Below are 11,884 nucleotides of genomic sequence, written 5' to 3'. Positions count from 1 at the left end.
CAGTCCTCTACCGACCGCCGAACTCGGCGGGTTCGGGGTCCGGATCGTCGGACGAGCGCACCGCGACCGCGGCCGCGACGGCGACGATCCCGATCGCTTCGACGGGTCGAGGGATCTGGCCGAGTGCGACCGCCCCGACGATGCAGGCGGTGACCGGCAGCAGCGCGAGAAGCAGGGCGAACCGGGCCTGACCGACGCGAGCGAGCACCACCTGATCGAGGGCATACGGGATCGCGGTGGACGCGATGCCCACGGCGAGTCCGGCCACCAGCAACCGGGTGGTCGGGGCGTCGTCGGCGAACGCCGGGCCGAGGCCGAGCGCCAACGGCGAGGTCAGCACTGCGGCCACGACGAATCCGGTGGCGAGGTCCTCGATGCCGCTGCCGCGTCGGGCAACGCGTTTGCCGAGCACGATGTAGCCGGCCCAGCACGCGGCGGCCGTCAGCGCCAGCAGCACGCCGCCGGGGGTCCCTGCCCAGTGGACGTCGGCGATCAGGATCACCCCGACGACGGCGAGCAGCAGTGCCGCCACGTCGCGTCGGGTCCGGGAGCCGACCGCGGCCACCGCGACGGGGCCGAGGAATTCGAGTGCGACGGTGGTGCCCAGCGGCAGCCGGGCGAGTGCCTCGTAGAAGGCGATGTTCATCGCGGCGGTGATCAGTCCGAACGAACCCGCGAGCAGCAGCCGCGACCGATGCCAGGCGGCCGCGCCCGGTCGGGCCCAGGCGACGAGCGCGACGGCCGCTCCGGCGATCCGCAACCACGCCACTGCGCTGGGCGACAGCGTGTCGAACAGCACGACGGCGATCGCCGCACCCACGTACATCGACGTGGCACCGACGATCATCAGGGTCGGCGCCACCACGGTGGTCGACGGCCGGTTCATTCGAGGTCGGCGAGTAGTTCGGGCACCCAGACCGCGTCGGCGGGCACGAGGAGTCCGTCGTGGGCGGCCGCGGCCAGTGCCGCGGCATCGAGCCAGCGGATCGCCTGGTGTTCGGCCGGGTGCGGGATTCCATCGACAATCTGCGCGCGCAGCGCGATCAGCGTGAGGTCGTCACGTAACGCGACCTGCTCGGCCAACGCCTCCCCCACGACCACGTCGATGCCGAGTTCCTCCTGCAGTTCCCGGCGCAGCGCCTGCGCCGGGGTCTCGCCCGCCTCGACCTTGCCGCCGGGCAGCTCCCACAGCCCGGCCACCGCGGCCGGGTAACTGCGTTGCGCGAGGAGCAGGCGCCGGCGGATCGGGTCGAGGATCGCCCCGCCGACCACGAGGCGCGGCGGAATGGTGTTGTCGGGCAGCGGATTTTCGGACGGGGTCATGAGCCGATCACCGCCACCCGTTCCGCGACCAGGGCGAGCGTGACCTCGGCGCCGACCTCGACCGGCTCAGCGCTCACCGCGTCGAGGTCACCGCTGCGGGTGTTCACCCGCAGTCGGCGTCCGGCCGGCAGATCCGCGACGGCAGCGACGATACCGATCATCGCGCCGTTGTCGGCGTTGTCGCCACTTCGTATGGCGCGCAACGATTCCGGACGTAACCCCAGGTGCGTCGGCCCATCCGGGAGGGGTAGGTCGATGCACCCGAGGGCCGTGTCGACCACCCCGCCGGCCACCTTTGCGTCGATCACGGTGGTCACCCCGAGGAATCGGGCGGTCCACGCGTCGACCGGCCGACTCCACAGTTCGTGCGGTGCCGCGGTCTGCACGATGTCGCCGTCGCGCATCACCGAGATGGTGTCCCCCATCAGTGCCGCCTCGGTGTGGTCGTGGGTCACCACGATGGTGGGAGTGGCTGCGGCCCTGACTATTTCGGCGATCTCGGTGGCTAGCTGATCACGCAGGAGCCGGTCGAGGGCGGCGAGCGGTTCGTCGAGCAGCAACAGTCGGGGCCGTGGCGCGAGAGCGCGGGCCAACGCCACCCGCTGCGCCTGACCGCCGGAGAGTTCGTCGACCCGACGCCCGCCGAGGTCGGGAAGCTGGACCAGTTCCAGCATTTCGGCCACCCGCGCAGTGGTCGCGGGCCTCGACCAGCGCCGCATCCGCAGGCCGTAGCCGATGTTGGCGGCCACACTGCGCCCCGGGAACAACTGTCCGTCCTGGAAGACGACGCCGAAGTCGCGGCGATGGGTGGGGACGTCGGCGAGGTCGGCGCCGTCGAATCGAATTCGCCCGGCACTCAACGGTTCCAGGCCCGCAACGGCGCGCAGCAGGGTTGATTTGCCGCAACCGGACGGTCCCAGCAGAGCCGTCACCACCGACCCCGAGGTGCCGACCGTCCAGTCGACGCCGTCGAGCACGGTGACCGTGCCGTACCGTACGCCCACGTTCTCGATGTCCAACATGGCTAGAGCGGCGCTCCCGTCCGTGGTCGGAACACCTCGACGAGAGCGACCGCGATCGTGGTCACCACCACCAACACCATGGACGCAGCCATCGCCGTCGCGAGGTTCTCCGCGCCGGGCCGGTTGAGCGCCGACCCGATCAGCACCGGGAGTGTGGTGGTGTCGGCGCGGGCCAGGAAACTGGTCGCGCCGAACTCACCCAACGCCATGACGAAGGCGAATCCGCCTGCGGCCGCCAGTGATCGGCCGATAATCGGGGCGTCGACGGTCCAGAACACCCGGGTCGGGGTGGCACCCAGGGTGGCGGCGGCCTGCCGCAGCCGTTCGGGCACCGACTGCAGTGCCGGGATGGCGATGCGCACGACGACCGGGATGGCGATGAGGGCCTGCACGCAGGGAATCACCAGGGGCGACGCCGAGACCTCCGACGGCAGCGCGGCGAGCACGATGAGGTAGCCGAACCCCAGGGTGACCGCACTGATGCCGAGCGGAATGGTCGCGACGACGTTGCCGACGGTGCCGCTGACGCCGCGCGAGCGGTGCATCGCCACCGCCGCGAGCAGTCCCACGACGAGTGCGATGACCATCGCCAGCACCGCGGTGGTCAGCGAATAGCGCAGTGTGGCAAGCGGTGTCACACCGTTGACCGATTCGGTGAGCGACCGGTAGCCGTCCAGCGTCCAGGCCCCGCCCACCGCCGGACGCACCGACCGCACCGCCAGCACCGCGATGGGGCCGACGAGCACGAGTACCGTCCAGGTGACCGCGGCGCCCACCGGAATCCATTGCCGGCCATGCGGGCTGAACCGGGAGTCGGCGGCGCGGCCGGTGGTCTGCGGGGCCGGGTCGTCGAAGAGTCGGGTCACCAGCAGAGCTGCGACCACGACGATGATCTGCAGCATCGACAGCAGCACGGCCTCGGGAATCCGGAAGTAGCCGATCGCCTGCGTGTAGATCTCGGTCTCCAGGGTGCGGATCTCGCCGTTGCCGAGGATCACGATGACGCCAAAGCTGGTGGAGCAGAACAGGAAAACCAGTGCCGCGGCAGCCGCCACGGCCGGCGCCAGCCGCGGCGCGACGATACCGGCGAAGGCCCGCCACCGGCCGGCACCGAGTGTCCGGGCCGCCTCGACCATCCGCGGGTCCAGCGACCGCCACGCGGCCCCGACGACGCGCGCGACCACCGCGACGTTGAGGAAGGCGTGGGCGAGCAGGATCGGCCACAACCCGGAATCGAGACCCAGGAAGCCGAGTGGCCCACCCAGTAACGCCCGGAACGCGATCCCGACGACCACGGTCGGGAGCACGAACGGGACGGTGATGATCACCATCAGCAGCAGCGAGCCGGGTATCCGTACGCGCGCGAGCAGCCACACCATCGGAATGGCCACCACCAGCGCCAGCAGCGCCGACAATGCCGCCTGAAACAGGGTGAAGCCCAACAGTTGCCACGCGTGGGTGCGCTCGGCCAGCGCCGTGAGTCCGTCGCCGGAGCCCACCGAAATCGCGCGTCGGATCAGCGCGGCGACCGGCCAGATGAACAGGATCGCGATGAACGCCGCGGGAGCCACCCGCAGCGCCAGCGTGCCAAGGTTTTTCGTGCCGCCGCGGGTCACCCGCTCGTCACCGTCCGACGGCGTCGCGCCACTGCTGCAGCCAGACCTCGCGGTTCGCAGCGATATAGGCGGGCGGCAGATTCACCGTCGACGTCGGTACCGGTGCCCGTTGCGCCCACCCGTCGGGCAGCTTGGTGCCCTGCTGCACGGGGTAGACATACATCGAGTCCGGCAAGGCCTCCTGCACGGTCGGGGTCAGCATGAAGTCGACGAGCTTGCGTGCGCCGTCGGAGTTCTTGGCGCCCTTGAGCACTCCGACGTATTCGACCTGCCGGAAGCAGCTGTCGAGGATCGCCGAGGTGCCCGGTGTCGCCGCCGGCGAGGAGGCATAGGACAGCACGATCGGCTTGTCCCCCTTGCCTTCCCCTGCGGTGAACAGTTGGTTGTAGGCGATCTCCCACCCGGCGACGATATCCGCGCCGCCCGCGGACACGGTCTTCCAATAGTCCTGCCAGCCTTGCGGGAAGACGCCGATGGTGGTGAGCAGGAACGCCATTCCCGGAGACGACGTGCTCGGGTCGAGCAGGGCAGCCTGCGCCGCGTAGCGCGGATCGCGCAGATCCCGCAGGCTGGTCGGGGGCGCCTGATTGTTGCGCCGGTACCACATGTCATCGACGTTGAGGCAGACGTCGCCGCGGTCGACGGCAGTCAGTTCGTTGTTCGAATCGGGCACGGCATAGTCGTCGGCGCCGTTGGCCGCGGCCGGCGAACGGTACGACTCGAGGGCACCCGCCTCGATGGGCCGGGAGGCGAAGGTGTTGTCGATGCCGAACACCGCGTCGGCCTTGGGTGACCCCGGGGTCAGCGACACCGTCGACGCGAGCTGCCCGGCGTCACCGGACTTGACCACCTTGAGCGTCAGACCGGTCTCGGTCCGGAAGGCCTCGAGTACCGAGTCGGGCAGGGTGAAGGAGTCATGGGTGAGGAGAGTGACCTCGCTCGGCGCCGAGGAATCCTCGCCGCAGGCGGTGGCCCCGGCCAGGACGGTCATCGCCGTCAACGCCACCAACACCGTCCGGACCCTCACTGCGCGTTGTCTCGCCACGGCTCGATCCAACCAGATCAGCGGCGCGGAGGACGAACGCGACCGCCCCCGGCCCAATCGTCACATGAGTAACATGCGTAACAATTGTATCAATAATCACAGGTGTCGCTCAGGATGGCGGTAGCGTCCCTGTGCAGCGCTCGTCGGTCGCGGGTGCATAGAATGACCCGCGGCGTCCCGGGGGGCGTCGGAGTCACTGACCGCCAACGTGTGTGACCGCTTTCGGGTGCACACCGACACCGATAGGACCGGAACCAGTGCGCCTGCCTGCATTCCACAACCCGCGTTCGGCTCGAGCGCCCCACTCGGCCGGCTTCGCGCGACGCGCGACTGTCGCCTTGGTAGGCGTCGCCGCCGCGGCGTCGCTGAGCCTGCCCGCCACCGCACATGCCACACCCTCACTCGCGCCCGAGATCGGCAAGATGAAGGTCGATCAGCGGACGCTGGATTCGCTCGGCGCCTTCGCCCCGGCCATCATCGGCGCGGTCACCACCAAGGGCGCCGACGGCAAGATCAATCCGCAGCTCATCCAGCAGGCCAAGGCCCTCGCGGCCGCACCCGGGCTACCCCCGCAGGTCTCCGACACGTGGAACAAGATCATCGCTTTCCTCGGCGAGCCCGGACGCCAGGACATGTTGCGCCAGCAGAAGGCCGCCGAGCGCAAGCCCGGCGAGCCGGAGATCCCGCAGGGTCCCAACGCTCCGAAGATTCAGGAGTTCCTCTACCCGACGCTCGGCCTCGGATGCATCGCACCGAGTGCGGCGAACCAGCCCTACGGCAACTCCCTCGGTCGCGCGCTGGTCACCGCGGGCCCACAAGCGGCACCGGCACCCGGCCCCAAGAAGGGTGAGGCCGGCTACGTCTACACCAGCCTGGGCACCGGACCGGCGTTCAACAGCCGCGCGCACCCGTTGTGGGTCAGCTGGATCAACATCGACACCGGCAAGTCCGGGCAGTTCGCCCTCAAGCGCAACCCGAAGATCAATGCGGTCGACGGCCCCGGCACCTTCACCGGCATCGCCAAGACCGGCAAGGGTCGCGTCGTGTCGACGATCTACGGCAATGTGACGACCGTCCAGAAGCGGAAGGTCATCTCGTGCGGCATCGTCCCGGTGATCGGTCTCGCAATCGTCTAGGCGCGTCTCCCGCCCCACCCGCACCCCCGGCCATCCGACCGGGGGTGCGGTCGTTTCCACGCCGGTCGTCATGTGCTCCCGCGCACACCGCGACCTGCCACAACGACCCTTGCTCGGAGTCTGCGTCGCCCCTGGGTCGCGGCAATGTCACAACACGGACTCACGACTTGCGGCTTCGCCTTTGATCGTGAACTCTTTTAACTTGAGCAACACCAGTCACATCCGTAACAGCAGTCCGCGGCGGGTGTCTGAGTTCACGCAAAAGGAGATCACCATGGTTGCGACCGCACCGAACCGCGCTGTCGAGCGCACCGCGCGCCCCAGTCGCGTCCTCCGCGCCGGGATCGTCGGCGTCGCCGCCACGGCAGCGCTGGCCCTCGGTACGCCTGCCATCAGCTCGGCCGAACCTGTCGTCCCGCCGAACTCGATGACCCTGCCGGACATCCCTTACGACGCCGAACTCGCCGCTGCGGTGCGGATGCTCAAGGACGCGGGCGTCGACCGGATGGCGCTTGAGGCGGCGCAGGCCGTGGTCGGCAGCGCCGGTCAGCTCTCGGCCACCGACATCATCGACCGCCTGAACCAGCTGTCCGGACTCCTGCCGACCCAGCAGGCCGCCGAGTCGGGCTCGTTCGTGCCCGCCGCGAGCACTGACCCGACGGCGTTGCTCAAGCAGCTCGGCATCCAGACGCTGACGCCGTCGGTGGCCCCGTTCTGCACCGATGCCACCGCAGACAACCCGCTCGGACTCGTGACCGCCGGTGCCGGCGCCGCACCCGGTCCGTGGCCGCTCAAGAGTGGCGAGCCAAAACTGCCGTTCCCGCTTCCGTTCATCACGCTGCCGAAGCTCAACATCGTCGACGCGGGTGAGACCGCCTACGCCTTCGTCCCGGCATCGGGTACCGCCGGTACCGGCGGCAAGATGCAGGTCGCGTGGTTCAACCCGACGACACTGAAGGGCGGTTTCGCCGATCTGGAACCCATCGCGAAGAACTCGCCGGCGCTCGGCGTGTTGCCGCTGTTGTCCGGTGTGCGGCTGGCCCCGGTCAAGACCGGTACCGGAACCATCCTGTCGGCCGTCTTCGGGACCGCCCAGAACGGCGCCCGGACCTGCACGTTCCTGCCCGCAGTCGGCATCGTCAACGCCTGATCCCGCGTCGGGGCACTGACCTCGGCGCCACAGCACGAGAAGAGATCATGACCGCCCGCCCCATGACCCGACACGCTCGACGCCGCGGCACTCTCGCCGCGGCGTTGGCGGTCGGTCTGCTCGCCCCCGCCGTCGTCGAGGCCGGTGTCGCCGACGCCGCGCCGGCGGCGGGCACCGTCTACGTCAACCGGGATCTCCCCAAGAACCGGCTGGTGCCCGGCGCCCGGTCCGGCGATGTGTTCACCTATCGGACAACCGGATCCGACGGTAAGCCGCAGATGTCGTCGGCCACGGTCCAGGTGCCCGCGGGGCGGGTGCCCGCAGGCGGATGGCCGACGGTCGTCTGGTCGCACGGCACCCGCGGGATCGCCGACCGGTGCGCCCCGTCGAATCGACCGCTGCCTGCCGACACCGAGCAGATCCGTCGGTGGATCTCCCGCGGCTACGCCGTGCTCTCCCCCGATCTCGCGGGACTCGGAACTCCGGGCACCCCCATGAGTTTCGACGTCAACAGTTCGGTACGCAGCATCGTCGACGGGGTGCGGGCGAGCCGCGACGTCACACCCGGATTGAGTCGCAAGTGGGCGGTCGTGGGCCACGCCTACGGCTCACCGGCGTCGATCACACTGGCGCGCACCGCAACCGGGATGCAGGGTCCGGGCCTCGACTATCGCGGCAGCGCGGCGGAATCGATCCCCGCCGAGAGCCCGAGCATCCTGTCCAACCTGGGTCCCTCCACCGATGTGCTGCCGCGGGCGGCGACCCTCGAGATCGTCTATGTCCTCGCGGCGTTGCGGCTGGCCCGCCCCGCCGTCGGCCTCGGGTCGTATCTCACCGACGCCGGCGTTCGCTGGCTGGACCGGGCGAGCACGGCTTGCGCCGACGAACTCGCCCCGCAGGTCGCGAACCTGAAACTGGGGACGCTGTTCACCAAACCGCTCGGCGGCAATCGGGCGGCGATGGACGTACTGTCGACCGCGCTGACCATGCCGATCCGCGGTTTCACCCGGCCGCTGCTGTTGGGTCAAGCCCTCATCGACGACAATGTGAGCGTGCCGCTCGCCCTGCGTTACCTCAACGATGCCCATCGCGCCGACTTCCGCGCCATCCCACACACCTATCTGACAGTGGATCCGCGGCAGGCAGAAATGATGGCCGACAACGATATCCGCCAGTTCATCGGCCGACTGCTCGGCCGGTGAACGCCAGCGCAGACCGCGCCATCGACATCGGCTACGCCGCGACGGCGGTGGCCGCGACACTGGCCGGCGCGCTCGGTCATCGCCGACTCGCCGGTATCACCAAACCGCTGCCCATCGCGCTGCTCGCGGTCCGCACGGCGGTGGGGGCCCGTCGTCGCAGCAGCGTCGACAACGTCGTGCTGGCCGGTGCTCTCGCCTTCTCCGCGGCCGGTGACCGCGCCATGCTGCTCGAGGAGTTCGCCGACGACCCGGCCCGCAAGGATCGCCGGCTACAAACGGGCGCAAGCCTGTTCGCCGGCGCACAGCTTTGCTTGACCGGACTCATGCTGCGCCGCGGTGCGCGCCCCCGCCCGGCCGGATTATTTTTGCGGACAACGATTCTCGCCGAATCCGCGGCGGTCATGGCCCGGCACCGACCGCGGCTGCTGCCGGTGCTCGGCGCCTACGGCAACACGTTGGCGCTCATGTCGGCGACCGCCGACGACGATCGGCTACCTCAGCCCCGGATGCGTACGGGCGGTTGGCTGTTCCTGGCGTCGGACCTGACGATCCTCAACCGGCGCCACCTCATCACCGACCCCACCCTGGCCGGACTGGCCGAAACCTGGGTGCTGGCAAGCTACTTCGCGGCACAGTGGCTGCTGATCACCGGTCTGACCGACGCCGATTGAGTCACCTCGCTCATTTGCGCTTGGCTGCGCGCAACGCCTCGTAGTCCGACAGCGAGTGTTCGGCCACCGAATCCATCGCCTCGAGTTCCATGCCCTTGGTTTCGGAGACCTTTGCCCGTACGTAGAAGAACGACGCGGCGGCGCAGAACGCGAAGAACCCGTAGATGATGCCGAGCCCGACGACCTTGCTCATCTCCGGGAACAGCATCGAGATGGTGAAGTTGGCGATCCAGTTGACCGCGGTGCAGACACCGAGCGCGACACCGCGGATGCGGTTCGGGAACATCTCGCCGAGCATCACCCACATCACCGGACCCCAGGTGGCGGCGAAGAATACGACGAACATGTTCGCACCGATCAGCGCCAGCACACCCCACGGGTTGGGCAGCGACACCTCGGCCACGTCGTCGACGACGGTGGTCACCGATTGGGTGAAGGCGATACACGCCATCAGCAGGCCGATGAACATGCCGACCGAACCGATGAGCAGGAGTAGGCGACGTCCGATCCGGTCGACGAACAGGATCGCGACGAAGGTCATGCCGACGTTGATCGCCGAGGTGATCACCGACGTGGTGAACGCCTGGGCGGTGTCGAATCCGACCGACTTCCACAGGGTCGTCGAGTAGTAGAAGATCGCGTTGATGCCGACGAACTGCTGGAAGATGGCCAGCCAGATGCCCACCCAGACAAGGGGATGCAAGCCGAAAGATGGCCCGCGGATATCGGCCAGCGACGATCTCGACTCGCGCTTGACCGTCAGCTTGATCTCCTTGACCCGCTCGAGCGGGTGCGCCTCTCCGGTGACCTCCTGCAGGATGCGGGCGGCCTCCTCGTCGCGGTTGCGGCCGACGAGGTAGCGCGGCGATTCGGGGATGGTCAACGCGAGCACGCCGTAGACCACGGCGGGTATCACGCCGACGAGGAACATCCAGCGCCACGCCTCCAGACCCCACCAGAGGTCGTTCATCGGATCGCCTGCGGCCTGCTGAATGAGCTTGTCGGAGAGCAGAGCCGCGAAAATGCCGAGGGTGATGGCCAGTTGCTGCATCGACGCGAGAGCACCGCGGTAGCGGGCAGGCGCGATCTCGGAGATATAGGCGGGAGCGATCACCGAGGCGATGCCGATGCCCAGACCGCCGAGCACGCGCCACAGCAGCAGGTCGCCGATGGTCTGGGTGTAGGCGGTGCCGATGGCGGAGACGGTGAACAGAATCGAGCCCGCGAGCATCACACGTTTGCGGCCCCACACATCGGCGATGCGACCGGCGAACCAGGCGCCGACGGCACAGCCGAGCAGGGCGATGGCGACCGCGAAGCCCTTCATCAGCTCGTCGAGCCCGAAGGTCTGCTGGATGGAATCGACCGCGCCGTTGACCACGGAACTGTCGAATCCGAAGAGGAATCCACCGACCGCCGCGGCGATGGTTACCCCGATGACCTTCGCCGTGTGTTGCTCGTTGACTTCGTTCTGGTGCGCTTGCGACATAGACAGATTCCCGTCCGTCGTGATCGGCCCGACCTTCTCCCACGCTACTCGGCGAGGGCGGAAAATCAGGCGGTTGCGCGGCCTTTGCAGGTCGACGTTTTCGCGTTGACCATCGGCACGAAGGCCATCAGGCCGATCTTCTGCCGGATGGTGAACGCGACCGGCCCACTACCCGGGTGCACATCGACCTGCCAGGTGACGGTGCGAGCGCGGGTCGGCACGGTCACCGACCCGGTCCGCCCGGTCGCCAGATTGCGCCAGTCGACGCGGGTTTCGATGGTGTAGTCGGTGATCAGCGACGAGCGCGACCGGTCTGAGGCGTCGAGCGAGATCGCCGGTCCGGGCAGGCCGTCCGACGGGAATGGGATGTGGTTGTAGACGTCGACCCAGATGGGGATCGGACCGTTGCCGGGCCAGGGACTCGGGCTGTCGCAGCGCAGTGTGGTCACCAGATTCGGGTCGGTGTACTCCGGATACGCGTCCGCCGTGGGTGTCGCGGCGAGTACCCCGGCCGCGACCCCCACCGTCGCCGACATCCCGATCAGTGCACGTTTCATAGATCCCCTCCGACGCATCCCCATGGGGTGAGACTACGGGTTACTACGATGACCCCATGGCGAAAATCCAGATTGCGCAGGAGCCCGCGGCCGACGAACTCTTGTCCACCGACCCGTTCGCGCTGTTGACAGGAATGTTGTTGGATCAGCAGTTCCCGATGGAACGGGCGTTCGCCGGGCCGGCCAAGATCCGCGATCGTTTCGGCACGATGGACCCCGCGGCGATCGCCGACGCCGATCCCGACGCGTTCGCCGATCTGTGTGCCACCCCGCCGGCGATCCACCGGTACGGGCGCTCGATGGCCGGTCGGGTCCAGGCACTCGCCAAGGTGGTCGTCGACGAGTACGACGGTGACACCGAACGGATCTGGACCGACGCGAAATCCGGCGCCGATCTGCTGGCACGCCTCAAGGCGCTCCCCGGATTCGGCGAACAGAAGGCCAAGATCTTCACCGCGCTGGTGGCCAAGCAACTCGGGGTGAAACCGGCCGGGTGGACCAAGGTCGTCGGCGATTACGGCAAGACCGGATTCCGGTCGGTGGCCGACGTGACCGACCCCGATTCGCTGCAGAAGGTGCGCGATTTCAAGAAGGCGGCCAAGGCCGCGGCGCGCCGTTCCTGACTGCTTGCCTGCATCACGGACAGGCGCCAAATCGAGCGGGGCTCTCCCCT

12 protein-coding genes are annotated in these 11,884 nt (G+C 68.6%); 5 read left to right on the top strand and 7 right to left on the bottom strand.

Annotated elements, in window-relative coordinates:
- Positions 1-7: 7 nt before the first annotated feature.
- From AAFP30_RS01980 to AAFP30_RS01960, 5 genes are read right to left on the bottom strand one after another with little or no spacing between them, the layout of a single operon-like run.
- Positions 8-886 (bottom strand): EamA family transporter, encoded by an 879-nt coding sequence (locus AAFP30_RS01980; protein ID WP_419228143.1) that lies wholly within the window; start codon positions 884-886, stop codon positions 8-10.
- A complete protein-coding gene (locus AAFP30_RS01975; protein ID WP_419228142.1) occupies positions 883-1,323 on the bottom strand; it encodes a (deoxy)nucleoside triphosphate pyrophosphohydrolase in 441 nt (146 codons plus the stop codon). The genes AAFP30_RS01980 and AAFP30_RS01975 overlap by 4 nt, the downstream gene beginning before the upstream one ends.
- Positions 1,320-2,345 (bottom strand): ABC transporter ATP-binding protein, encoded by a 1,026-nt coding sequence (locus AAFP30_RS01970; protein ID WP_419228141.1) that lies wholly within the window; start codon positions 2,343-2,345, stop codon positions 1,320-1,322. The genes AAFP30_RS01975 and AAFP30_RS01970 overlap by 4 nt, the downstream gene beginning before the upstream one ends.
- A gap of 2 nt (positions 2,346-2,347) precedes the next feature.
- Positions 2,348-3,961, bottom strand: coding sequence for an ABC transporter permease (locus AAFP30_RS01965; RefSeq protein ID WP_419228140.1), 1,614 nt, complete (start codon positions 3,959-3,961; stop codon positions 2,348-2,350).
- Between the two features lie 7 nt (positions 3,962-3,968).
- Positions 3,969-4,952: a thiamine ABC transporter substrate-binding protein gene (locus AAFP30_RS01960; protein ID WP_419228643.1), complete on the bottom strand. Its 984-nt coding sequence runs from the start codon at positions 4,950-4,952 to the stop codon at positions 3,969-3,971.
- 392 nt (positions 4,953-5,344) lie between these two features.
- Here AAFP30_RS01960 and AAFP30_RS01955 point away from each other — a divergent pair, with 392 nt between their 5' ends.
- The 4 genes from AAFP30_RS01955 to AAFP30_RS01940 all read left to right on the top strand — a co-directional run bounded on the left by AAFP30_RS01955 (position 5,345) and on the right by AAFP30_RS01940 (position 9,165).
- Positions 5,345-6,142: a hypothetical protein gene (locus tag AAFP30_RS01955; protein ID WP_419228641.1), complete on the top strand. Its 798-nt coding sequence runs from the start codon at positions 5,345-5,347 to the stop codon at positions 6,140-6,142.
- Between the two features lie 274 nt (positions 6,143-6,416).
- Positions 6,417-7,292 (top strand): hypothetical protein, encoded by an 876-nt coding sequence (locus AAFP30_RS01950; RefSeq protein ID WP_419228139.1) that lies wholly within the window; start codon positions 6,417-6,419, stop codon positions 7,290-7,292.
- Between the two features lie 47 nt (positions 7,293-7,339).
- Positions 7,340-8,494: a lipase gene (locus AAFP30_RS01945; RefSeq protein WP_419228138.1), complete on the top strand. Its 1,155-nt coding sequence runs from the start codon at positions 7,340-7,342 to the stop codon at positions 8,492-8,494.
- The gene (locus AAFP30_RS01940; RefSeq protein WP_419228137.1) at positions 8,491-9,165 is read left to right on the top strand and encodes a lysoplasmalogenase; all 675 of its coding nucleotides are present in this window, start codon (positions 8,491-8,493) and stop codon (positions 9,163-9,165) included. The genes AAFP30_RS01945 and AAFP30_RS01940 overlap by 4 nt, the downstream gene beginning before the upstream one ends.
- A gap of 10 nt (positions 9,166-9,175) precedes the next feature.
- Here AAFP30_RS01940 and AAFP30_RS01935 read toward each other — a convergent pair whose 3' ends face one another.
- Positions 9,176-10,654, bottom strand: coding sequence for a sugar porter family MFS transporter (locus AAFP30_RS01935; protein WP_419228136.1), 1,479 nt, complete (start codon positions 10,652-10,654; stop codon positions 9,176-9,178).
- Positions 10,655-10,719: 65 nt separating this feature from the next.
- Entirely contained in the window at positions 10,720-11,211 is a 492-nt protein-coding gene (locus AAFP30_RS01930; RefSeq protein ID WP_419228135.1) for a hypothetical protein, read from the bottom strand.
- A gap of 56 nt (positions 11,212-11,267) precedes the next feature.
- Here AAFP30_RS01930 and AAFP30_RS01925 point away from each other — a divergent pair, with 56 nt between their 5' ends.
- On the top strand, positions 11,268-11,834 hold the full coding sequence (locus AAFP30_RS01925) for an HhH-GPD-type base excision DNA repair protein (protein ID WP_419228134.1): 567 nt from the start codon (positions 11,268-11,270) through the stop codon (positions 11,832-11,834).
- Positions 11,835-11,884 lie beyond the last annotated feature (50 nt).

The sequence above is a fragment of the Gordonia sp. CPCC 205515 genome, assembly GCF_048537925.1.
GTDB lineage: Bacteria > Actinomycetota > Actinomycetes > Mycobacteriales > Mycobacteriaceae > Gordonia.
This window is presented reverse-complemented; position numbering and strand designations above follow the sequence as displayed.

Coding starts and splice junctions, on each gene's coding strand:
- AAFP30_RS01980 (WP_419228143.1), bottom strand. CDS start 886: ATGAACCGGCCGTCGACCACCGTGGTGGCGCCGACCCTGATGATCGTC.
- AAFP30_RS01975 (WP_419228142.1), bottom strand. CDS start 1,323: ATGACCCCGTCCGAAAATCCGCTGCCCGACAACACCATTCCGCCGCGC.
- AAFP30_RS01970 (WP_419228141.1), bottom strand. CDS start 2,345: ATGTTGGACATCGAGAACGTGGGCGTACGGTACGGCACGGTCACCGTG.
- AAFP30_RS01960 (WP_419228643.1), bottom strand. CDS start 4,952: ATGACCGTCCTGGCCGGGGCCACCGCCTGCGGCGAGGATTCCTCGGCG.
- AAFP30_RS01950 (WP_419228139.1), top strand. CDS start 6,417: ATGGTTGCGACCGCACCGAACCGCGCTGTCGAGCGCACCGCGCGCCCC.
- AAFP30_RS01945 (WP_419228138.1), top strand. CDS start 7,340: ATGACCGCCCGCCCCATGACCCGACACGCTCGACGCCGCGGCACTCTC.
- AAFP30_RS01935 (WP_419228136.1), bottom strand. CDS start 10,654: ATGTCGCAAGCGCACCAGAACGAAGTCAACGAGCAACACACGGCGAAG.
- AAFP30_RS01930 (WP_419228135.1), bottom strand. CDS start 11,211: ATGAAACGTGCACTGATCGGGATGTCGGCGACGGTGGGGGTCGCGGCC.
- AAFP30_RS01925 (WP_419228134.1), top strand. CDS start 11,268: ATGGCGAAAATCCAGATTGCGCAGGAGCCCGCGGCCGACGAACTCTTG.